This is a genomic window from Erwinia sp. AC075 (assembly GCF_979253995.1).
This window is the reverse complement of sequence record NZ_CEEDEU010000001.1, coordinates 3,649,068-3,670,137: the sequence shown is the minus strand read 5'-3', so window position 1 is coordinate 3,670,137 and position 21,070 is coordinate 3,649,068. Positions and strand designations below refer to the sequence as shown.

21 protein-coding genes are annotated in these 21,070 nt (G+C 54.4%); 10 read left to right on the top strand and 11 right to left on the bottom strand.

Annotated features, from left to right (window positions below; all coding sequences use genetic code 11):
- The first annotated feature begins 273 nt into the window (after nt 1–273).
- On the top strand, nt 274–1,233 hold the full coding sequence (locus AC0IXH_RS17260) for a polysaccharide deacetylase family protein (protein ID WP_471720758.1): 960 nt from the start codon (nt 274–276) through the stop codon (nt 1,231–1,233).
- 36 nt (nt 1,234–1,269) lie between these two features.
- Nucleotides 1,270–2,517 carry an O-antigen ligase family protein gene (locus AC0IXH_RS17255; RefSeq protein ID WP_471720757.1) on the top strand — a complete coding sequence of 416 codons (1,248 nt, stop codon included), beginning with the start codon at nt 1,270–1,272 and terminating at the stop codon, nt 2,515–2,517.
- 17 nt (nt 2,518–2,534) lie between these two features.
- On the opposite strand, the gene AC0IXH_RS17250 is transcribed toward AC0IXH_RS17255, so the two are convergent.
- The 4 genes from AC0IXH_RS17250 to rfaD are packed head-to-tail and all read right to left on the bottom strand — an operon-like array spanning nt 2,535 to nt 6,442.
- Entirely contained in the window at nt 2,535–3,458 is a 924-nt protein-coding gene (locus AC0IXH_RS17250; RefSeq protein ID WP_471720756.1) for a glycosyltransferase family 2 protein, read from the bottom strand.
- Nucleotides 3,455–4,444 (bottom strand): lipopolysaccharide heptosyltransferase RfaC, encoded by a 990-nt coding sequence (rfaC, locus tag AC0IXH_RS17245; RefSeq protein WP_471720755.1) that lies wholly within the window; start codon nt 4,442–4,444, stop codon nt 3,455–3,457. The genes AC0IXH_RS17250 and rfaC overlap by 4 nt, the downstream gene beginning before the upstream one ends.
- Nucleotides 4,432–5,493, bottom strand: coding sequence for an ADP-heptose--LPS heptosyltransferase RfaF (gene rfaF, locus AC0IXH_RS17240; protein ID WP_471720754.1), 1,062 nt, complete (start codon nt 5,491–5,493; stop codon nt 4,432–4,434). The genes rfaC and rfaF overlap by 13 nt, the downstream gene beginning before the upstream one ends.
- 16 nt (nt 5,494–5,509) lie before the next feature.
- Complete coding sequence (rfaD, locus tag AC0IXH_RS17235; protein WP_013200116.1) at nt 5,510–6,442, bottom strand: ADP-glyceromanno-heptose 6-epimerase; 933 nt, start codon at nt 6,440–6,442, stop codon at nt 5,510–5,512.
- A gap of 231 nt (nt 6,443–6,673) precedes the next feature.
- Here rfaD and AC0IXH_RS17230 point away from each other — a divergent pair, with 231 nt between their 5' ends.
- A complete protein-coding gene (locus AC0IXH_RS17230; protein WP_471720753.1) occupies nt 6,674–7,876 on the top strand; it encodes a glycine C-acetyltransferase in 1,203 nt (400 codons plus the stop codon).
- On the top strand, nt 7,876–8,901 hold the full coding sequence (gene tdh / locus AC0IXH_RS17225) for an L-threonine 3-dehydrogenase (protein WP_346568390.1): 1,026 nt from the start codon (nt 7,876–7,878) through the stop codon (nt 8,899–8,901). Before AC0IXH_RS17230 ends, tdh begins: the two co-directional genes overlap by 1 nt.
- 42 nt (nt 8,902–8,943) lie before the next feature.
- On the opposite strand, the gene AC0IXH_RS17220 is transcribed toward tdh, so the two are convergent.
- From AC0IXH_RS17220 to envC, 4 genes are read right to left on the bottom strand one after another with little or no spacing between them, the layout of a single operon-like run.
- Complete coding sequence (locus AC0IXH_RS17220; protein WP_134823151.1) at nt 8,944–9,852, bottom strand: hypothetical protein; 909 nt, start codon at nt 9,850–9,852, stop codon at nt 8,944–8,946.
- Nucleotides 9,845–11,080 (bottom strand): glycosyltransferase, encoded by a 1,236-nt coding sequence (locus AC0IXH_RS17215; RefSeq protein ID WP_471720752.1) that lies wholly within the window; start codon nt 11,078–11,080, stop codon nt 9,845–9,847. Before AC0IXH_RS17215 ends, AC0IXH_RS17220 begins: the two co-directional genes overlap by 8 nt.
- Nucleotides 11,081–11,134: 54 nt before the next feature.
- The gene (locus AC0IXH_RS17210; RefSeq protein ID WP_346596242.1) at nt 11,135–12,061 is read right to left on the bottom strand and encodes a divergent polysaccharide deacetylase family protein; all 927 of its coding nucleotides are present in this window, start codon (nt 12,059–12,061) and stop codon (nt 11,135–11,137) included.
- A 3-nt stretch (nt 12,062–12,064) separates the two neighbouring features.
- Nucleotides 12,065–13,372, bottom strand: a complete 1,308-nt coding sequence (gene envC, locus AC0IXH_RS17205; RefSeq protein ID WP_471720751.1) for a murein hydrolase activator EnvC — start codon at nt 13,370–13,372, stop codon at nt 12,065–12,067.
- A 327-nt stretch (nt 13,373–13,699) separates the two neighbouring features.
- Here envC and AC0IXH_RS17200 point away from each other — a divergent pair, with 327 nt between their 5' ends.
- From AC0IXH_RS17200 to cysE, 4 genes are all read left to right on the top strand, one after another.
- Nucleotides 13,700–14,131: a rhodanese-like domain-containing protein gene (locus tag AC0IXH_RS17200; protein WP_013200123.1), complete on the top strand. Its 432-nt coding sequence runs from the start codon at nt 13,700–13,702 to the stop codon at nt 14,129–14,131.
- Nucleotides 14,132–14,271: 140 nt separating this feature from the next.
- Nucleotides 14,272–14,736 (top strand): protein-export chaperone SecB, encoded by a 465-nt coding sequence (gene secB, locus AC0IXH_RS17195; protein WP_013200124.1) that lies wholly within the window; start codon nt 14,272–14,274, stop codon nt 14,734–14,736.
- A complete protein-coding gene (gpsA, locus tag AC0IXH_RS17190; RefSeq protein ID WP_013200125.1) occupies nt 14,736–15,755 on the top strand; it encodes an NAD(P)H-dependent glycerol-3-phosphate dehydrogenase in 1,020 nt (339 codons plus the stop codon). The genes secB and gpsA overlap by 1 nt, the downstream gene beginning before the upstream one ends.
- A 68-nt stretch (nt 15,756–15,823) precedes the next feature.
- Nucleotides 15,824–16,645 (top strand): serine O-acetyltransferase, encoded by an 822-nt coding sequence (cysE, locus tag AC0IXH_RS17185; protein WP_013200126.1) that lies wholly within the window; start codon nt 15,824–15,826, stop codon nt 16,643–16,645.
- Between the two features lie 3 nt (nt 16,646–16,648).
- Here cysE and trmL read toward each other — a convergent pair whose 3' ends face one another.
- The 3 genes from trmL to cpxR are packed head-to-tail and all read right to left on the bottom strand — an operon-like array spanning nt 16,649 to nt 19,237.
- Nucleotides 16,649–17,122 carry a tRNA (uridine(34)/cytosine(34)/5-carboxymethylaminomethyluridine(34)-2'-O)-methyltransferase TrmL gene (gene trmL, locus AC0IXH_RS17180; RefSeq protein WP_013200127.1) on the bottom strand — a complete coding sequence of 158 codons (474 nt, stop codon included), beginning with the start codon at nt 17,120–17,122 and terminating at the stop codon, nt 16,649–16,651.
- A gap of 43 nt (nt 17,123–17,165) precedes the next feature.
- Nucleotides 17,166–18,542, bottom strand: a complete 1,377-nt coding sequence (gene cpxA, locus AC0IXH_RS17175; protein ID WP_013200128.1) for an envelope stress sensor histidine kinase CpxA — start codon at nt 18,540–18,542, stop codon at nt 17,166–17,168.
- Nucleotides 18,539–19,237: an envelope stress response regulator transcription factor CpxR gene (gene cpxR / locus AC0IXH_RS17170; protein WP_013200129.1), complete on the bottom strand. Its 699-nt coding sequence runs from the start codon at nt 19,235–19,237 to the stop codon at nt 18,539–18,541. Before cpxR ends, cpxA begins: the two co-directional genes overlap by 4 nt.
- 150 nt (nt 19,238–19,387) lie before the next feature.
- Here cpxR and cpxP point away from each other — a divergent pair, with 150 nt between their 5' ends.
- Nucleotides 19,388–19,897 (top strand): cell-envelope stress modulator CpxP, encoded by a 510-nt coding sequence (cpxP, locus tag AC0IXH_RS17165; RefSeq protein WP_106382036.1) that lies wholly within the window; start codon nt 19,388–19,390, stop codon nt 19,895–19,897.
- A gap of 119 nt (nt 19,898–20,016) precedes the next feature.
- Nucleotides 20,017–20,919, top strand: a complete 903-nt coding sequence (fieF, locus tag AC0IXH_RS17160) for a CDF family cation-efflux transporter FieF (protein WP_206404635.1) — start codon at nt 20,017–20,019, stop codon at nt 20,917–20,919.
- Nucleotides 20,920–21,070: the final 151 nt, after the last annotated feature.

Genomic DNA, 21,070 nt, shown 5'->3' with positions numbered 1-21,070 from the left:
CCGTAGCCTCTTTTGCCGCATAAATGCCGCTCATCTTTTTTTTGATTCAGGCGGATCCTTCTGCCAGAGCTGTGTAGATTATAATCGGGAAAACAAGCCGAACATCAGGGGCTTCCCAATGTACTCTTTTTTATTAGCTGTAGTTATCTTAGAAAATTAACAGGAAGAGTGCCACAGCATAATCCACTGACAATATTGCCTCGCGAATCTCTTTGCGTCTCTATTGTCCGCTGCGTAACATACCCGCAGACTAACCAGGAGTATGGAAACGGCATGACCACACCCGCATTTCTCATCACTATTGATACGGAAGGTGACAACCTGTGGCGCAATCGCTCGGGTATTGTTACCACCAAAAACGCGGGATATCTCGCTCGTTTCCAGCAACTTTGCGAAAAATACGGTTTCAAACCGACCTGGCTGACCAACTATGAAATGGCCATCGACCCGGTTTACCAGGCATTCGCCCGTGATGTGATCGCCCGCGGAACCGGTGAAGTGGGGATGCATTTACATGCCTGGAACAGTCCGCCAGCGTACTCACTGACTGACGATGACTGGAAATTTCAGCCCTATCTGATCGAATATCCAGTTGATGAAATGCGCCGAAAAATCGCCTTCATGACTGAGCTACTGGAAGAGACCTTTCAGACAAAAATGCTCAGCCATCGGGCCGGGCGTTGGGCGTTCAATCAGCAATATGCCCGGCTGCTGGTTGAGTTTGGCTATAAGGTGGACTGCTCCGTCACGCCTGGCGTGAACTGGCAGTTTTCTCCGGGTGCGCCGCAAGGCTCCGGCGGCACCAACTACACGCATTTCCCGCGCAATGCCTATTATCTGGATGCAGAAGACATTTCCCGTGAAGGCACCTCGCCGTTGCTGGAGGTGCCAATGAGCATTCAATACAAGCATTCAGGATTGATGAACAGCCTGAAACAAGGCTATGACCGTTTACGCGGCAAGCAGCGCAGTCCGTCGGTTCACTGGCTGCGTCCGACGGGCGGTAACGTGCAGCAGATGATTGGCGTGGCTGAAAAAACGCTGGCTGCGGGGTCGGATTACGTTGAGTTTATGCTGCACTCGTCCGAATTTATGCCTGATGGCAGCCCGACCTTTAAAAATGAAGCGGATATCGATCGCCTTTATGAGGATCTGGAGCAGTTGTTTAACTGGTTACATAGCCGGACCGTCGGGATGACGTTAACGGAATATGCGGCCACTAAAGCTCGTTGATGTGATAAACAGGACTCGGTGAGAGAGAAAATGAAAATGAGCTTCAAAGATACGGACTTCCGTGCTGTTTTTTACTTGCTGGCCCTGGCTTGTACGCTGCTAACCATTATGGTGACCTTTATTGATGTTAAGGGCGCCAAGGTGCTGTTTTACTGGAGCTTCTATTTTTCACTCGCGGGGATTTTGTTTAACCTGAAAGAGTATGATAAATCGCGGCTATGGTTCATTGGGCTATTGGCCGTGCTTGGCTTGAGTAAGGTCATCTGGTTCTACTGGGAGTATCTGGGCAGCGCGGATTACAGCGAGTTTAACGACTACTTTAATGCGGGAAAACGCCTGCTGTTGGCGTGCTTTATCGGTTATTGGCTGTTTTCTCAGATGAAGAACTACCCGAAAAGAAGTCTTTGGTTAATCCGCACCGGCTTACTGGTGGCGTTTTTTGCCGCGACCCTGTTCGGTTTATATCAATACTTTAGTGATATTCACCGGGTCGCTTTTTCATTAGACCGCGCCACCATATCCGCGTATGGCTATGCGATGCTTTCAACGATGGTGCTGTTTATGCTGGCGACCGAAAAGCATACCCCTGAAAACATCCTGTTCTGTCTGGCGATCTTTTGCCTGTCCTATTTTATCCTGGTACAAACCGGTACCCGCAATATGATGGCTGCTTATCCCCTGATCATCCTGCTGGTTGGTGTACTGCAATTCCGTCACTTCGGCCTGAAGTCATTATTCTCGGTGATGATTGCCTTGGTGATCTTGGTTGGGGTGAGCTATAAGCCGATGATTGAGCCGAAGCTGGACTCGACTCTGCAAGAGTACAATACCTATATCCAGTCGGACGGGAATCAGTTTGGGTCGTTAACCACGCGTCTGGCAATGTGGCGAGTGGGGTCAGTCTGTTTTATGGCGCATCCTCTGGGCATGAAAACAGAAGATCGTACGGCGTGCTTCGAAAACTACGTGAAAACCCGCCATACAGACACCATCTCGCTGATGTATGAGAAAGTGCATTTGCACAACGAATTGCTGGATAGCGCGACGCTACAGGGAATTCAGGGCGCGTTGGTGATGCTGCTGTTTTATGTCGTGCTGATTGCCTACGCTCTGCGAAGCAGGAATGCGTTGATGCTGGCGGTGATGTTTGGGGTAGTGATTAGCGGCCTGAGTGACGTGGTGTTCATCAGCCGTGAGTTAACGATTTGCGTTGCGTTGATGCTGATCGTCAGCGAGATGTTCAATGCATTGAGAAGGCATCAGCAGAGCAGCCTGGCCCGTTAACGTCTTCACCGGGGTCTTCACAGACCCCGTTTACGCACCTTCAGCATTTTTCTTTTGTAGCTGAGTCTGATTTTTCTATCCAACAGGAAACGGCTCAGGCTGACCCGACCAATACGCGCGTTGACGATCCTGTCCTGACCGCTGCTCCGCAGCGCGTCTGGATAGCGGTTGGCGATATCCAGCCAGTGGCAGGTGATTAGCGAGGCAAAGTTAGCGGGTAAAACCTCATCCATATGCTGCGTTGCCGCAATCAGACAGTCGATTTTCCGCTCATCTATCGCCGAAGACAGGCTGTTGGCGTGTTTGCGATAGAGATAGAATCCGCTGTCTGAATAAAGCGTCTTCTGGCTCAGTGTCAGTAACAGTGGAAATAACCAGCTGTCCTCATAACAAATGAAGTCTGGAAAAGCGTGCTGCTGGAGCAGATGACGGGCAAAAAACTGGCCAATGAAATGTGCCTGATAGTCGCGATGGATCAGAAACCGTTCAACAGACTGATGCTGAGTCAGTATTTCAGGTGCCTTTGCCTGCCAGACGGGCTGATTGGCAATCTCACCACGCACCTCAATAATCTTACTCAGGAAAATGTCCGGCGCGTGCTCTTGCAACGTGACCAGCCGATCCCGCAAAGCATCAGGCAGGAGTTGGTCGTCACTGTCGACCATCAGCAGGTAATCGCCCGTCGCCAGACTCACCGCCTGATTACGAACTTTACCGACGTTTCGGTGGGCCGAAAGGACGCTGCGAAGACGGGGTAATTGCCGTGCATAGCGATCGATAATGGCCTGCGTGCCGTCCGTGGAACCATCATTAACGATGATGATTTCAGCTTGATCGAGTGCCTCACCCAATGAAGCCACAATGCTGTCGAGCGTTGCAGCAAGATAGGCTTCACTGTTATGGGCGGCAATCAGGATGCTGAGCGGGCAGGCGTTGGTCATTGGCTTAACGGCACCGGTAAGGCGATAGCGGGCAATAGCAGCGACATGACATTCTCAGCGGTAATCGAGGCCATATTATTGCCCTGTTCGGGGCGCAGCACGCACTGGTTCTTGCCGTAACCGCCTATCAATCCCGGGTCGGTCGGGCCATAAAGCGTGATATTCGGGCGATCCAGCGCGGCGGTAAGATGGCTTAAACCGGTATCGACGGAGACAACTGCTCTGGCGCCTGCCAGCGTGCGGGCAACCTGCTCAAGCGTCAGCTTAGGCAGTACGTCGACATAGCTTAACCCTTCGGCCAGCCTGATGGCGCGCTGGTGTTCGTGGTCTGCGCCCCACGGCAATTTAATCCTCAGGCCGCTGTCGGCGAGTAAACCAATCAGCTCGCGCCAATGGCTTTCTGGCCAGTGTTTGGCATCACGCGTGGTGGCATGGAGAAACACCAGGTACTGTCCGGCATCAGATGGCGGCTCGCTGAGGAAATGCGGCGCGATGGCGTAATCCCCTTCGCTATCCGGCATCGGGTAAGCAAGACTTTTGGCGAAAAGCTCGCGGGTTCGCTGCACGGCGTGTTGTTTTTTACTGATTTCATGGCGCTCGTCATACCACCAGCTGGCGAAAGGTTCTCGCGCACTGCGGCTGTCCTGACCATGCTTCACGCCTTTTGCAATGCGCGTGACCAGCGCAGCGCTTTTGATCAGTCCCTGCGCATCGATCACCACATCATACTGGCGCGACTGCACTTCGCGTTTAAACAGGAAGCGCTCTTCGCGGACTTCACTGCCAAACCAGTGTTTACGCCAGCGGCGGATGGCCACCGGGATCACTTTATCCACGGCAGGATGCCAGGCGGGGATCTGTGCAAAGCCTTCTTCCACCACCCAGTCAAAGCGAATGCCGGGAATAGCCTGCATGGCATCCGTCAGCGCCGGAAGCGTGTGCAACACGTCGCCCATGGAGGAGGTTTTAACAATCAGGACGTGCATGTTTTTTCCTCGTCATCCGCTAACAAGGCCGTCAGCTCGGCGATCACCCGCTCAGGCTGAATATCGATCAGGCTCTGATGATAGCCTTCTTCCGCATCCCCTTTGCGTACCTTGTGGTAGCCGGTGATCAGGCGGATGACGCGCGCTTTGTCGGACAATGGCGGCGTAAAGTCAGGGCTGCTTGGGCCGTAGAGTGCGATCAGCGGACGATCCAGCGCGGCGGCAATGTGCATCAGACCGGAATCGTTGCTCACCACCGCACGGCAATGCGCCAGCAAAATCACCGCCTGTTCCAGCTGGGTTTCGCCTGCCAGATTGCGGCAATGTGCACGCGAATCTTCCTGCAGGCTTTGCAGGATCTGTTCGCCCGTCACTTTATCTTTGGCCGAACCAAACAGGATGATTTGATAGCCACGGTTGATCAGGCTCTGCGCCAGCTCAGCGTAGTGGTAATGCGGCCAGCGTTTTGCCGGACCAAATTCTGCGCCAGGGCAAAAACCGATCGCGGGACGATCTGCCGATAAGCCGAACGCCGCGGCGGTCGTCAGCTTTTCAGCTTCATTGACCTGCAGCTTCGGCCACAGCAGCGGCTGCGGCAGCTGGGCCGCATGGCTGTAGCGCGATTTGTCGTAGGCCAGCGCCACATAGCGCTCAACCATTAAAGGCCACGCGGCTTTATCCAGCACCCGCACGTCGTTCAGCAGCCCGTAGCGCATTTCACCGCGCCAGCCGGTGCGGGTTTTGATATCGGCAAAGAAGGGAACTAACGCGGACTTAAACGAGTTGGGCAACACGTAAGCCCGATCGTAACCTTTGCTGCGCAAGGCTTTGCCCAGACGACGACGCTCGCCTAATGCCAGCGCACCATGGCCCAGCGGCATCGCCAGCGCTTCGTTGACCTCTGGCATACGCGATAACAGTGGACGGCACCACGCGGGTGCCATCACATCAATTATCGCGTCGGGTTCAGCCGCCTTCAACGTGCGATAGAGACTTTGCGACATCATCATATCGCCAACCCATGAAGGGCCGATTACCAGAATATTCATTGCCGGAATTGTCCCGTTACGCCTTGCGGTTCAGCCATGCCATATATTCAGCGACGCCTTCAGCGACGGTTTTGAACGGCTTATCATAGCCCGCTGCCAGCAGGTTGGTTTGATCCGCCTGGGTGTAGGCCTGGTAGCGTCCCTTCAGTTTTTCCGGGAAAGGAATGTATTCGATTTCCCCTTTCTGATGGAAATTCAGCGCCGCATCGGCCACTTCCTGGAACGACTCGGCACGACCGGTACCGCAGTTGAAGATGCCGGAAACGTTATTTTCCCAGAACCACAGGTTCACCGACGCCACATCTTCCACGTAGATAAAATCACGCTTAAAGGTGTCGCTGCCTTCAAACAGCTTGGGATTTTCGCCGTTGTTTAACTGGGTGTTCAGGTGGAAAGCCACGCTGGCCATGCTGCCTTTATGGCCTTCACGCGGACCATACACATTGAAGTAGCGGAAACCACAGACCTGCGAACCCGCTTCCGGCAGGATCTGACGGACATAGTGATCGAACAGCATTTTGGAATAGCCGTAGACGTTCAGCGGCTCTTCATACTGGCGCTCTTCGATAAAGTTATCGTTGCGGCCGCCGTAAGTGGCTGCGGAAGAGGCATACAGAAACGGGATTTCGTGCTCGAGGCAGTAGTGCAGCAGCTCTTTGGAGTACTGATAGTTGTTGTCCATCATGTACTTGCCGTCCCACTCGGTGGTGGATGAGCAGGCGCCTTCATGGAAGATCGCTTCAACATCGCCGAAATCTTCATCGGCCAGAATGCTGATCAGAAAGTCTTCTTTATCCATGTAATCGGCAATATTCAAATCCACCAGATTGACGAATTTGGTGCCGTCTTTCAGGTTGTCGACCACCAGGATATCGGTATGGCCTTTGTCATTCAGCGCTTTAATAATGTTGCTACCGATAAGTCCTGCGCCGCCGGTGACGATAATCATGAGCATTAACCTTTAAACAGGGGGGTGAAACGGGAGGTTTCACACGCTAATGCCTCTTATCATAACATCTGATGCGGCGTCAGACAGCCAGATGACTCCGTAACGGAATGTAATTGTTGGGAGCTGACGTTAATTATGCTGCGAAAATCACACTACACGATCTGTATCCTCGTCCCATTCCTTGCCCTTCAGTAAGATATTCCGCTACTAAGCCTGTTTCGGAGTATGAAAATGTCATCGCCATTTTATCAGCAACTTACGCAACAATTACGGGAAGTCGAGGCGGAAGGGCTGTTTAAGTCCGAACGCCTGATTACCTCCGCGCAACAGGCCAATATCGAACTGGAAGGCGGCGGGAAAGTCGTTAACTTCTGCGCAAATAATTACCTGGGTTTGGCTAATCATCCCGCCCTGATAGCGGCAGCGAAAGAAGGCATGGACAGCCACGGATTTGGCATGGCGTCGGTACGCTTTATTTGCGGCACGCAGGACAGCCATAAACAGCTGGAAAAGCAGTTGGCGGAATTTTTGGGCATGGAAGATGCCATTCTCTATTCCTCCTGCTTTGATGCTAACGGCGGTTTGTTCGAAACGCTGCTTGGGCCGGAAGATGCGATTATTTCTGACGCGCTGAATCACGCGTCGATTATTGATGGCGTACGGTTATGCAAAGCCAAACGTTACCGCTATGCCAACAACGATATGACGGAACTGGAAGCGCGGCTGGAAGAAGCCAAAGCGGCCGGCGCGCGCCATATCATGATCGCCACCGACGGCGTTTTCTCCATGGATGGCGTGATCGCCAACCTTAAGGGCATCTGTGATGTGGCGGATCGCTATGGCGCGCTGGTGATGGTCGATGATTCTCATGCCGTTGGCTTTGTGGGCGCAGGCGGTCGGGGCACGCACGAATACTGCGAGGTGATGGGCCGGGTCGATATCATCACCGGTACGCTGGGCAAAGCGCTGGGTGGCGCTTCGGGTGGCTACACGGCGGCTAAAAAAGAGGTGATCGAATGGCTTCGCCAGCGATCCCGTCCTTATCTGTTCTCGAATTCGCTGACGCCGGCCATTGTTGCCGCCTCAATACGTGTGCTGGATATGCTGACCGAAGGAGATGGTTTACGCCAGCGTCTGTGGGATAACGCAAAATTTTTCCGTGCCGAAATGACCAAAGCCGGGTTTACCCTGGCCGGCGCCGATCACGCCATTATTCCGGTGATGCTGGGCGAAGCGAAAGTGGCGCAGGAATTTGCCCGGCTGTTGCAGCAGGAAGGCATCTACGTTACCGGCTTCTTCTATCCCGTGGTGCCGAAAGGGCAGGCAAGGATCCGCACGCAAATCTCGGCGGGACACAGCCATGAGCAGCTAGTCCATGCGGTGGATGCTTTCAGCCGGATTGGCAAAAAGCTTGGCGTGATTAAGGAGGCGTGATGAAAGCATTAGCGAAGCTGCGCGCGGAAGAAGGGATCTGGATGGTTCACGATGCGCCTGTCCCCGAGCCGGGTCACAATGACCTGCTGATCAAAATTCGTAAAACCGCCATTTGCGGCACGGATGTGCATATCTATAACTGGGATGAATGGTCACAGAAAACCATTCCCGTGCCGATGATCACCGGGCATGAATATGTTGGTGAAGTGGTCGGGATCGGTCAGGAAGTGAAGGGCTTCTCGCTGGGCGATCGGGTTTCCGGGGAAGGGCATATTACCTGTGGCCACTGCCGAAACTGCCGGGCGGGGAAAACCCATCTTTGCCGCAATACGGTCGGCGTTGGCGTTAACCGGCAGGGCTGCTTTGCGGAATACCTGGCGATCCCCGCGTTTAATGCCTTTCGTATTCCCGACAACATTTCTGATGAGCTGGCAGCGATTTTCGACCCTTTTGGTAATGCGGTGCATACGGCGCTGTCATTCGATTTGGTCGGCGAAGATGTGCTGATTTCAGGTGCCGGCCCGATTGGCATTATGGCGGCAGCAATCTGCCGTCATGTCGGCGCCAGGCATGTGGTGATCACCGACGTGAATGACTATCGCCTCGATCTGGCCCGCAAGATGGGGGTGACCCGCGCGGTGAACGTCAGCCAGCAAAAGCTGGTGGACGTGATGCAGGAACTGGGCATGACCGAAGGATTTGACGTAGGACTGGAGATGTCCGGCGCACCGGCAGCGTTCAGAACGCTGTTAAGCGTGATGAATAACGGTGGCCGCATTGCATTACTCGGCATTCCCCCTTCAGAGATGTCGATTGACTGGAATCAGGTGATTTTCAAGGGACTGTTTATCAAAGGGATTTATGGCCGGGAAATGTTCGAGACCTGGTACAAAATGGCGGCATTAATCCAGTCCGGGCTGGATATCACGCCGATCATTACCCATCACTTTGGGATTGATGATTTTCAGGCGGGGTTTGATCAAATGCGCTCGGGCCTTTCAGGCAAGGTGATTCTGGACTGGTAATCAATCTGTTGGGTCGGCAATGGGCCGACCCAATTTACAATGTTACTTGAGCTTTTCGGCATCCGTCAGATAGCGCACCTTACGGGTGTAATCCTGACCTTTAAAGGTCAATGGCGTATCGGATGACTGCAAATACTTTTGCCATTCCGAAAGCGGGAAGCCGCCATGCGCACCAACCACCTCTTTCGGGATCGCTGCCGTGCTGCCACCAATCTTCTTCGAGACCGGCCAGTTCATCCAGTCACCCAGGTTTACCGTCTTCAGATCCAGCATATCCAACAATGCAGCCAGTGGGAGCTGATCGGTGGGTGGCTGCGAATCATCCATTAATTCCCAGGTATCCTGGAAAAGCGTTAACCACAGTGGGCAAATGCGTTTCCACGTCTGCCGTGTCGCGGCAAGAAAAGCGCCATTCACATGGTCAACAATATAAGGTCTGACGCTATTGCGGTAATAAGCCGGTCGGTTTTGCTCAGGCGCATTGGCCAGTTTGGCGATCATCTTGCCCTGGCGGAAGCTGGAATAGATATGCCCGTCATGCATGTTGATATCGGGCATTTTCAGCAGATTGAGATCGGAATCGATCATCAAAATGCCGTCGGTTTTTGCCTGCAAAGGCGCCTGAAGCTTAATCAAACGACTGCGGTAAATTTGTTTATAGCGGTAGTTCTCTTCCCGCAACGGCACGTCCAGCGTCACCACCCGGGTTTTCGCCGGCAGCTCGCCAAACTGTGCGGCAGGCTGATCGGAGACGATGACAATCTCTTCTGCATCAGGCGCAAAACGCGATGCAAATAACGCGCTTAAGGTCGCCTCTTCGACAAAGTCAGCGCCCGTACAGGGAATGACAATGGAAGTGACCGGTGTTGCGCCTTGCACCTCTTTCTGCTGATAAGAGAGGTTATGGCGCGAACGAATGTGGCGGAACTGAGGGTTCAGGAATTCAAACATGCGAAGAGTTTCCATGTGACGCATTTTTCAAAATAGATTCCACGCCTGCGACGTAATGCTCAATAGCATAGTGCGCTTTCACGTTGGCGTTGGCCTGTTGCAATAATGTCGTGCGTTTTTCCGCATCAAGATACAGCGTCTTCATCTGCTCAAACAGGGTATCGGTATCGCCGTAATCGAACAACAAGCCCGTTTTATCCGGCGAGATAAGTTCGGCGGTGCCGGTGACTTTCGAGCCAATCACCGCGGTATTGAGCAACATGGCCTCCAGCACCACGCGCGGCAACCCTTCACTTTTGGACGCCAGAATAAACACGTCCAGCGCGGCCAGATATTCCAGGGCATTGGGGCGGAAACCGGTAAAAATCACCCGATCCGCAATACCGGCCTGAACCGCCTGACGTTTTAACGCCGCTTCTTCCGGGCCTTCGCCGAGGATCACCATCCGCCAGTCGGCCTGGGGGAAGGACGCGGTAAACTTTTCCAGCGCCTGCAGAATATGGTGATTGGATTTGCGGGGGATTAACGATCCGATGCTGCCAAACACAAAGGTGCGGTTATCCAGCGCCAGCAGCTGTTGCCGCATCGCATCGCGGGAGGGCAGCGGTTGCCAGATGTCGATAGCATTGAATACGGTGAAGCATTTTTCAGCCACGACGCCATGGGCGATCAGCACTTCGCGGACGCCGTTTGATACAGCGATGATTGCATCCGCGCGCTGATTCACCATCCCGACCAATTCGCGGTTCAGGACCGGTTCAATGCGGCAATGCTGCACCAGGGTAATCGGTAAACCTTCGGCCGCAAGATAGCCTTCAGCGTTCGATCCCGGCTGATTATTCATGTAGAGCAAATCAATATTCTGGCGGGAAATCGCCTCGGCAATACGTTTCGCATTGGGCTTGATGCGCCAAAGCATATCCACCCAACGGGTCGTTTTCAGCCGTAAAGAACGGTTGAAAAATACCAGCGATCGCAGCAGTTCTTTGCAGACTTTCGCCCAGCGAGGTTGCTTGCGTTGCGGAATAAACATCACCGGGATGCCGAGCGCTTCCAGCACGTCAGCAATGGTGTCACCTTTACCACGGCGGTAATTATGGTAGAAGCAGCAGCGGATATCGAACTGACTGCGGTCGATACGCTTCAACAGCTCAAGCATGCTGTTGGTGCCGCCACCCCATTCATTTCCGGTATCCAGCAACAGAATTTTTTTACGCTGATCTTCCATGTGTCCGCGACTCTCTGGGCCTGCGTCCCTTCAGTCAGGGACGCTGCAGAAAAATTAAGGTTGGGTCCCGATATCGAGCTTCAACCCGCTAAAGTGCGTATCGATATAACGCATGCCCGCGCTGTTGCCAATACTTTCAGCCACCACGCTCAGTGCACGGGTTGCCGGAACCGGTGCAATCTTCACCGGACAGCTTTTCACGCCGTGGAACGGATTACGCGGTTTTTCAGCCGGTGGCAACGGCTGGCGGCCGGTGGATTGGGGCTCATTCAGCAACTGGCTTGGACGAACCAGCGTCACGTCTGCCGGAAGCGTTGGCAGCATTTCCTGCAATACCCTGACGGTGGTGGGATGCGGATGGCCGATGGCAATGGCTGAGCCATCGCGCTGGGCCAGGCGCACCGCACGCGTGAACTGCTTGCGGATATCCGCTTCGTTCTGCGTATCGTCGAGGAACACGCGGCGCTTCAGCACGTTGACGCTGGTTCCGGCGGCGGCGCGCGTTGACTGGCTGTTACCGATGGTCATGCTGTCGAGGAAGTAGAAATTATAGTGATCCAGTACCTGCATCACCTTCTGCATCCCAGGCAGACTGGAGGTCATCGCGCTGCCCATATGGTTATTCAGGCCGACCGCAAAAGGCACATCGGCCACCGCTTCACGAATAATGCGCGCGATCTCCGCACTGGACATGTTCGGGCGCAGGGTGTCTTTTTCCAGCGGTTGTTTGCTCAGGGGCGCCATCGGCAGATGGATCAGCACTTCGTGACCCAGCTGGTGGGCTTTGGTCGCCATTTCACGGGCGTGGGTGGCGTTAGGCAGAACCGCGACAGAGATGTTCTTCGGCATCTGCAAAACCTGATTCTCTTCCTTCGGACGATAACCAAAATCATCAATGACGATAGAGAGTTTTCCGGCGTGTGCCGTACAGGCCATTAACAGGCCTGCCAGCACGCCACTCATTTTGCGGAGGTGTGACAAAAGTTATTTTCCTAACCACGGAAGTGGATTGACGGCCTGTCCCTGGCGTCGGATTTCGAAATAGAGTGAAGGCGTGCCCCGGCCGCCACTGGTCCCGACCAGTGCGATTGGCTGTCCTGCCTTAACCTGAGTTCCCACGCTCACCAGCGCACTTTGGTTGTAGCCGTAAAGGCTCATATCCCCTTTGCCGTGTTCTACCACCACCACCAGACCGTAGCCCTGTAGCCAGTCGGCCATCAGAACGCGGCCATCGGCAATGGCTTTCACTTCGGTGCCTTCAGGTGCGTCAATCACCAGGCCTTTCCAGCGTAGCTCACCCTGCAGCTGTTCGCCGAAGCGATGTTCAATCGTGCCGCGCGCCGGCCATACGGCCTGGCCAGAAGGACGGCCTAATCCGCCGGTGCGCGCCATTAATGAACGCTCACCTTCGGTCGGTTTGTAGGTGGTGCCTTTGCTCTTCGCCTGAGCCTGACGCTGACGGACTTTTTCCGCCTCGCGCGCTTCTTTCTCTGCCCGGGCTTTGGCTTCCCGTTCAGCTTTGGCAATTTTGTCGCGCAGGCGGCTTTCGTTTTCCCGCATATCGACCAACTGCGCCTGATCTTTTTCGAGAGACGACTCCAGCGTGGTCAGCGTTTTCTTACGGGCAACGCGCGCACCTTCCAGCTTCTGCTGTTGCGACTGCTGCTGGTCGAGTAAGGATTTCTGCTGCGCCTGTTTATCCACCAAAGACGCTTTCTGCGCAGAGAGGTCGCTGCGGGTCTTTTTCAGGTCACCAATTGATTTTTGGCGGGCATCGTTAAGATAGCCAAAGTAGGAAAGGATGCGCTCGCTGCGCTGGCTCTCTTCGCCGCTGAGGATCAGCTGGACGCCGCTGTGTTGTCCCTGACGGAAAGCCGCATCGAGCTGCTCGGCAAGCAGCTTTTCCTGACTGGCTTGTTGCGCCTCCAGCTTGCTGATCGAGGCGGTCAGCGATGAAATGTCCTTATTCAGCCCGGTGAGGGTGATTTGGGTTTCACGCAGTTGGCGGCTGGCCTGAGCAATGATCTTTTCCTGGCTGGTCAGCTGCGCCAACAGCTTGCCGCGTTGCTGCTTTTGCTGCAAAACGCTCTTCTCTTTCGCTGCAATATCCTGCTGCAGGCTGGAGAGCTGCGACTTGTTATCGTCGGCCGCGTGGCTGGCAAAAGACGACAGCAAAAGACCGGCGCAAAGTACGCTGGCAGACAGGCTGAACACATGAGATCGCAACAGAACGCCTGTGGCAGATCCGTTACCCTGTGCTCGTAAAGATGAAACTGGCGCTTTTTCCCTCATAGGACCAGATTATTCCACGATGAACAGCAGCTTACCAGCCATCTGTCCCGGCTTTTGCATTTCCACCAGTGACAGCGTTGCCTGAAACCGGTCGCTGGGCAGGCGATCCTGCGGGGAAGTGTCAGGCAGATTTGCACAACAAATAACCGCTCAGGATTGCAGCGAACTCGCACTGACACGGGCATTTACACTTAAGGCAATTTTTTTTGGGAATCTGCCTCAGAAAACGCAACTCTGACGGCTTCATGACTGTACATGACAATACTGGCAGGTATACTCAGAAGCCTTGTTTTAGCTTATTAACCCTTTCGGGAGTTGTTACCCCTCATGCAAGATATTATGCAGTTCGCAGGCAGCCACACCATTCTTAGTCTGGCGTGGGTTGTCCTGTTGGTTTTGGTGATCGTGACTACCGTTAAGGGTATGTTCTCCAAGATAAAAACGATTAGCCGCGGTGAAGCAACCCGTTTAATTAATAAAGAAGAAGCCGTGGTGGTCGACGTGCGTGGGCGTGATGACTACCGTAAGGGCCATATCTCCAATGCCATCAACGTGCTGGCCGCTGACATCAAAAAAGGTAGCTTTGGCGAATTAGAGAAGCACAAAGCGCAACCGATTATCGTGGTGTGTGCCAACGGCACATCCGCTGCAGAACCCGCTGCTCAGCTGAACGCGGCCGGTTTTGAAAACGTCTCCATACTGAAAGATGGCGTCTCCGGTTGGAGTGGTGAAAACCTGCCGCTGGTACGTGGAAAGTAAGACTGATGTAGTGATGCGCAGCACTTTGTTGGCTGTGAAGACCAGTTCGCGCTAGATGGCTTTTCTGGCCTCGACCCGCTACTTAAATAAGACGGGCGAGTGGCGAAATAACGGATTATTAACCAATAGGATTACGTAACATGTCAGAGCAAAACAACACCGAGATGGCTTTCCAGATCCAGCGTATTTACACCAAGGATATCTCTTTTGAAGCGCCTAACGCGCCTCAGGTTTTCCAGAAAGAGTGGGAACCAGAAGTGAAACTGGATTTGGATACGGCTTCCAGCCAGCTGGCAGAAGACGTGTATGAAGTCGTACTGCGTGTGACCGTAACGGCAACCGTGGGCGAAGATACTGCGTTCCTGTGTGAAGTTCAGCAGGCAGGTATTTTCTCTATCTCCGGTATCGACGGTAACCAGATGGCGCATTGCCTCGGTGCATACTCGCCGAACATCCTGTTCCCTTATGCTCGCGAATGCATCACCAGCCTGGTTTCACGCGGTACCTTCCCGCAGCTTAACCTGGCGCCAGTGAACTTTGACGCGCTGTTCATGAACTATCTTCAGCAGTCAAACGAAGGCGCCGCTCCTCAACAGGATGCATAATGCCTCACGCTAACGCTTCAATGAGCGTCCTCGGTGCCGGATCTTACGGCACCGCTTTAGCCATCACGCTGGCTCGTAATGGGCACAACGTGGTGCTGTGGGGACACAACCCACACCATCAGGCTCAGCTTCAGGCTGACCGTTGTAATGCGGCTTTCCTGCCCGATGTACCTTTCCCTGATTCGTTGAGCCTTGAAACCGATTTGGCCAGTGCGATTGCTGCCAGTCGCGATCTGCTGGTGGTGGTTCCCAGCCATGTGTTCGGCGATGTTTTACAGCAAATCAAACCGCATCTGCGCGCTGACTCCCGCATTGTCTGGGCCACGAAAGGCCTGGAAAAAGAGACCGGACGTCTGCTGCAGGATGTCGCGCGTGAGATCCTCGGTCCGGATATTCCGCTGGCAGTGATCTCGGGCCCGACCTTTGCCAAAGAACTGGCGGCGGGTCTGCCGACGGCGATTGCCCTGGCGGCAACGGATAGCGAATTTGCTGATGACCTGCAGACGCTGCTGCATTGCGGTAAAAGCTTCCGTGTGTATAACAATCCGGACTTTGTTGGCGTCCAGCTCGGCGGCGCGGTGAAAAATGTGATCGCTATTGGCGCGGGCATCTCCGATGGAATTGGCTTTGGTGCCAATGCACGTACCGCATTAATTACCCGTGGCCTCGCTGAAATGACCCGGCTGGGCACCGCTCTCGGTGCCGATCCCACCACCTTTATGGGCATGGCGGGATTAGGCGACCTGGTGCTGACCTGTACCGATAATCAGTCACGCAATCGGCGCTTTGGCATGATGCTGGGGCAGGGAATTGACGTGGAAGCGGCGCAAACGACCATTGGTCAGGTAGTGGAAGGTTTCCGAAATACTAAAGAGGTTAAGGCTCTGGCTGCGCGCTGCGGCGTAGAGATGCCAATAACCGAGCAAATTTATCAGGTTCTGTATTGCGAAAAAAATGCGCGAGAGGCAGCATTGAGCTTACTTGGGCGCACAAGGAAAGACGAAAACAGCGCCAGTTGAGAAAGGGATGCAAACTGATATAGCGCGCAGGCAGTCGCCGGGCGCTATTTTTTGATGTGGAGAGAGCAATGCCGTGTGTAGAACCTGAACTGGTCTGGGATTATATCAAAGCGGAAGCCCGGGCCCTGGCTGACTGCGAACCGATGCTGGCCAGTTTTTACCACGCAACGCTGCTGAAGCACGACGATCTGGGCAGTGCGCTGAGCTATATGCTCGCCAACAAGCTGGCCAATCCGATCATGCCTGCCATCGCCATACGTGAAATCGTGCAGGAAGCCTATAATCAGGACCCGTCGATGATCCAGTCGGCAGCCTGTGATATCCAGGCCGTCCGTCAGCGTGACCCGGCAATCGATAAATACTCCACGCCCTTGCTGTACCTGAAAGGCTTCCACGCCTTACAGGCCTATCGTATTGGTCACTGGCTGTGGAATGAAGGACGACGCGCGCTGGCGGTGTATCTGCAGAACGAAGTGTCGGTCTCGTTTGCGGTGGATATTCATCCGGCGGCCAAAATTGGTCGCGGCATCATGCTCGATCACGCCACCGGCATTGTCATTGGCGAAACGGCGGTGGTTGAAGACGATGTCTCGATCCTGCAATCCGTTACGCTGGGCGGTACCGGCAAAACCAGCGGCGATCGCCATCCGAAAATTCGCGAAGGGGTGATGATCGGGGCAGGAGCGAAAATCCTCGGCAATATCGAAGTGGGACGCGGGGCGAAAATTGGTGCCGGTTCGGTAGTGCTGCAACCGGTTCCGCCACATACCACCGCAGCTGGCGTTCCTGCCCGCATCGTTGGCAAGCCGAGCAGCGACAAGCCTTCGATGGAAATGGATCAGCACTTCAATGGAACCGTGCCGGGCTTCGAATTCGGCGACGGGATCTGACGTTTACGCCTTCACCACTGCGCCAGCGTAATCTAGCTGGCGCCACGCCTCGTATACCACCACTGAGACGGCATTAGACAAATTCATGCTGCGGCTGTCCGGCTGCATCGGGATTCGGATCTTCTGCTGTGCCGGCAGCGCATTGAGAATGTCGGCTGGCAATCCCCGCGTTTCCGGTCCAAACAACAGGTAATCACCCGGCTGATAACTCACTGCGCTATGCGCGGGCGTGCCTTTTGTGGTGAGCGCAAACAGCCGCTGTGGCGCTTCTGCAGACAGAAACGCGGCATAGTCAGCGTGGTGTTTGATGGCGGTGAACTCATGGTAATCGAGCCCGGCACGGCGCAGGCGCTTATCATCCCAGGCAAAGCCCAGCGGCTCAATCAGATGCAGTTGAAAGCCGGTATTGGCGCAAAGACGGATGATATTCCCGGTATTGGGTGGGATTTCAGGTTCAAATAAAACGATATTCAGCATCGACAACGGCCCTCATTAGCGAGGGCCGAAGCATAGCAAACAATCAGGCTTTGCTGGAATAGAGCGGCAACCAGATTGTCAGACGCAGACCGCCCAGCGGGCTGTCATCCGCTTTGACCCAACCCCGGTGTTGCTGGATGGCGGTATCGACAATCGCCAGACCCAGCCCGGTTCCACCGGATTCACGGTCGCGCGCTTCATCAGTGCGGTAGAACGGCCGGAAAATCTGCTCACGATCTTCCGCACTGACGCCTGGGCCATCATCATCAACGTGAATGGTAATGCCCTGTTTATCCACCGAAAAACTGACGGCGATTTTGGAGTAGGAGTAGCGCAGCGCATTGCGGACGATATTCTCCAGCGCGCTGTCCAGCGCACTCGGGTTACCGTACAGCGGCCATGGGCCAGGCGGATAGGGCACGTCCAGCGTTTTGCCCATCTGCTCGGCTTCAAACTTGGCATCATCCAGCACGCCGGACCACAGCTGGTTGGCTTTCATCGCTTCACTGACCAGCGCATTTTTATGCTGAGTGCGGGAGAGCACCAGCAGGTCGTTGATCATGCCATCGAGCCGCTGTGCTTCCATCTCGATACGCTGCAACTCTTTGCCTTCGCCCTGACGGCGGCGCATCAGCGCGGTGGCCAGCTGCAGGCGAGTCAGAGGCGTACGCAGTTCATGTGAGATATCCGACAGCAGACGTTGCTGACCGGTCATCATTCTTTCCAGGGCGCTGACCATCTGGTTGAAGCTGGCACCGGCCGCCAGGAACTCCTGCGGGCCGGATTCCAGTTCGGGACGCTGACGCAAGTTACCGGCCGCCACATCATCGGCAGCATGCTTGAGCTTACGGGCCGGTTTAGCGAGGCTCCAGGCCAGCCAAAGCAGCAATGGCGAGCTGATCAGCATGGTGACAATCAGCAGCAGCAGAGGACGGTCAAACAACAGATTGATAAAGTCCAGCTGTGAGCTGCCCGCCGGGCGGATCAGGTAAAGCTGGTAGTTATCTTCTCCGTCGCGAACCGAGAAGGGGCCAACCATCTCAACGCGGCCGTATTTCTTTTTCTGCGGATGATCGGAGTTATCAGACTGGCCGATAAAATTACGGATCACCTGCATTTCGTTATGCTGTGCGCCGATCACGCGACCCTCACTGGTGACCAGTAAAAGCCGTTGACCAGGCGGAGCCCATTTGTCGATTGCGCGAAACAGTCTGCGCCACCACATCAGGTCGTTGGGCGGATCCTGCATCAACTCCGCTTCAACGTGTTGTTCAATCATGGTGCCCTGACGCTGCTCGTTATCCAGCAGCGGCGTCATCTGACGGGTATCCAGCTTTGGCACCATTAAAACCAGCATCAACACCAGTGCCAGGGTCAGCCAGAAAATAGCGAAGATGCGGGTGGTCAGGCTTGAAATCATGTAGCGGAAACCATCAGATAGCCGCGGCCACGCAGGGTTTTAAACCAGGGATGACCATCTTTGCGGTCCGGCAGTTTCCGGCGCAGGTTAGAGATATGCATATCGATCGCGCGATCGAACGGCGTCAGGCGTTTTCCAAGCACTTCCTGGCTCAGATGTTCGCGGGAGACCACTTGTCCAAGGTGCTGGGCAAGCAGATACAGAAGCGTGAACTCTGTCCCGGTCAAATCCAGCGTCAGGCTGTCGAAGCTGGCTTCCTGGCGGCCTGGATTCAGGCGCAGGTGATCGACTTCCAGCGTCGGTGAGCTGTTATCGTGTTGCTGTTGCTGCTCGCTCCAGTTTGAACGGCGTAAAATAGCGCGTATACGCGCCACCAGTTCGCGATCGTTAAATGGCTTAGGCAAGTAGTCATCTGCACCCAGTTCGAGGCCCAGAACGCGATCCAGCTCGCTTCCGCGCGCCGTCAGCATAATGACCGGCGTCTGGTGCTGTTGACGCAATTCTTTCAGGGTGTCGATACCGTTTTTCTTCGGCATCATGACGTCGAGCAGTAAGAGATCTATCGTGTTATCAATCAGGGTGAGTGCCTGCTCGCCGTCGCCGGCAACCAGAACGTCAAACCCTTCCATTTCAAGTAATTCTTTCAGCAGCGAAGTCAATTCGCGGTCATCGTCAACCAACAGGATTTTATTCATTTTTATTGCCCTCCGCAGGCAAAATACCGTGAACGAATGCTGTCATTCCATGACTTTACGTAGTTTTACACCGGCTGACGCATGTTTGCAGCGGGCGCCGTAGACTGGCTCTCGTTGAATCGAAAATGGAAACCAACCTGGGAGTAAACGATGCGCAAAGTTACCGCCGTCGTTGTGGTTCCGGCGCTGATAATCAGTTTCTCCGCCGCCTGTTCTGCAGCAGTGACGACGACTGACGAGATGCATCAAGACAATGCGGCGACACGCAGTATGACGCAAATTCCGCAGAGTCACATGTTTGATGGCATCAATCTCACCGAACAGCAGCGTCAACAGATGCGAGATTTGATGCAACAGGCGCGTCATGATCGTTCTTCCATAAGTATTAACGATTTAGAACAACTGCACGAGAAGATTATTGCAGATAAATTTGATGAAGCGGCCTACAAAGCTCAGCTGGATAAGATTGCACAGGCGGAAGTATCACGGCAGGTAGAAATGGCCCGGATACGCAACCAGATGTACCACCTGTTAACGCCAGCCCAGCAGGACGTTTTAAACGAGAAACATCAGCAGCGCATGAGTGAAATGCGCAAGCTAACGAACATGCAGCAGGCGTCATCGCTGCAGGCAGTGAGTAGTACCGGCAGTAACCAGTAACATAGTATCCCTGTTTTTCCTTGCCATAGACACCATCCCTGTCTTCCCCGCCATGATGGCGGGGCTTTTTTTTGCCTGAAATCCAGTATACTTACGCACTCAACTTAAGGGAGTGTGGCATGGATCAACACTACGCACGTCTGGTGAATCGCGCCGCACTGGCCGCCACGATGCTGGCTTCGGTGCTGCTGCTGGTGAAGATTTTTGCCTGGTGGTACACCGGCTCCGTCAGCCTGCTGGCCGCCCTGGTCGACTCCCTCGTCGATATCGCCGCCTCACTGACCAATCTTTTTGTGGTCCGCTACTCCCTTCAGCCTGCTGACCGCGAGCATACCTTTGGTCACGGCAAGGCAGAATCGCTGGCCGCGCTGGCCCAAAGCATGTTTATCTCCGGCTCTGCGCTGTTCCTGTTCCTCACCGGTCTCCAACACCTGGCGACGCCCAATGAAATGCGCGGACCGTTAATCGGTATCGTCGTCACCTTGATCGCCCTGTTTTCCACTCTGGTGTTGGTCACTTTCCAGCGTTGGGTAGTCAAGCGCACCCGCAGCGTGGCTATCCGCGCAGATATGCTGCATTACCAGTCTGATGTGATCATGAACGGGGCCATTCTGTTGGCGTTGGGGCTAAGCTGGTACGGCTTTAAGCGTGCGGATGCGCTGTTTGCGCTGGGGATTGGCGTGTGGATTTTAACCAGCGCATTGCGCATGGGCTACGATGCCGTTCAGGCGTTGCTGGATCGGGCGTTGCCGGATGAGGACCGGCAGACGATCATTGATATCGCCACAAACTGGCCGGGCGTTCAGGGCGCACATGATATCCGTACCCGTCAGTCGGGCCCAACCCGTTTTATTCAGCTGCATCTGGAAATGGACGATGATTTGCCCCTTTTTCAGGCGCACAAAATGGCAGAAGACGTTGAAAAGGCATTGTTAAGCCGCTTTCCGGGATCAGATGTGATCATTCATCAGGATCCCTGCTCGGTGGTACCGGCTGAAAGGGCGCGGGGACTTGATCTATAATTCCTCGGGAAATAAATGGGTTAGCGCAATGATTGTGAAAAACGTGACGCGGCGCAAAAAAAATAGCTGAATCATGACTGACCTGAATCAATTCAGCTGCCTGGCTTTGATATACTATTGCCATCATTAGTGGGTAAGCTCGCCTATGCGC

Excerpts from the sequence above, each read along its gene's own strand:
- AC0IXH_RS17260 (WP_471720758.1), top strand. The coding sequence starts at position 274 with ATGACCACACCCGCATTTCTCATCACTATTGATACGGAAGGTGACAAC.
- AC0IXH_RS17255 (WP_471720757.1), top strand. The coding sequence starts at position 1,270 with ATGAGCTTCAAAGATACGGACTTCCGTGCTGTTTTTTACTTGCTGGCC.
- AC0IXH_RS17250 (WP_471720756.1), bottom strand. The coding sequence starts at position 3,458 with ATGACCAACGCCTGCCCGCTCAGCATCCTGATTGCCGCCCATAACAGT.
- rfaC (WP_471720755.1), bottom strand. The coding sequence starts at position 4,444 with ATGCACGTCCTGATTGTTAAAACCTCCTCCATGGGCGACGTGTTGCAC.
- rfaF (WP_471720754.1), bottom strand. The coding sequence starts at position 5,493 with ATGAATATTCTGGTAATCGGCCCTTCATGGGTTGGCGATATGATGATG.
- rfaD (WP_013200116.1), bottom strand. The coding sequence starts at position 6,442 with ATGATTATCGTCACCGGCGGCGCAGGACTTATCGGTAGCAACATTATT.
- AC0IXH_RS17230 (WP_471720753.1), top strand. The coding sequence starts at position 6,674 with ATGTCATCGCCATTTTATCAGCAACTTACGCAACAATTACGGGAAGTC.
- tdh (WP_346568390.1), top strand. The coding sequence starts at position 7,876 with ATGAAAGCATTAGCGAAGCTGCGCGCGGAAGAAGGGATCTGGATGGTT.
- AC0IXH_RS17220 (WP_134823151.1), bottom strand. The coding sequence starts at position 9,852 with ATGTTTGAATTCCTGAACCCTCAGTTCCGCCACATTCGTTCGCGCCAT.
- AC0IXH_RS17215 (WP_471720752.1), bottom strand. The coding sequence starts at position 11,080 with ATGGAAGATCAGCGTAAAAAAATTCTGTTGCTGGATACCGGAAATGAA.
- envC (WP_471720751.1), bottom strand. The coding sequence starts at position 13,372 with ATGAGGGAAAAAGCGCCAGTTTCATCTTTACGAGCACAGGGTAACGGA.
- AC0IXH_RS17200 (WP_013200123.1), top strand. The coding sequence starts at position 13,700 with ATGCAAGATATTATGCAGTTCGCAGGCAGCCACACCATTCTTAGTCTG.
- secB (WP_013200124.1), top strand. The coding sequence starts at position 14,272 with ATGTCAGAGCAAAACAACACCGAGATGGCTTTCCAGATCCAGCGTATT.
- gpsA (WP_013200125.1), top strand. The coding sequence starts at position 14,736 with ATGCCTCACGCTAACGCTTCAATGAGCGTCCTCGGTGCCGGATCTTAC.
- cysE (WP_013200126.1), top strand. The coding sequence starts at position 15,824 with ATGCCGTGTGTAGAACCTGAACTGGTCTGGGATTATATCAAAGCGGAA.
- trmL (WP_013200127.1), bottom strand. The coding sequence starts at position 17,122 with ATGCTGAATATCGTTTTATTTGAACCTGAAATCCCACCCAATACCGGG.
- cpxA (WP_013200128.1), bottom strand. The coding sequence starts at position 18,542 with ATGATTTCAAGCCTGACCACCCGCATCTTCGCTATTTTCTGGCTGACC.
- cpxR (WP_013200129.1), bottom strand. The coding sequence starts at position 19,237 with ATGAATAAAATCCTGTTGGTTGACGATGACCGCGAATTGACTTCGCTG.
- cpxP (WP_106382036.1), top strand. The coding sequence starts at position 19,388 with ATGCGCAAAGTTACCGCCGTCGTTGTGGTTCCGGCGCTGATAATCAGT.
- fieF (WP_206404635.1), top strand. The coding sequence starts at position 20,017 with ATGGATCAACACTACGCACGTCTGGTGAATCGCGCCGCACTGGCCGCC.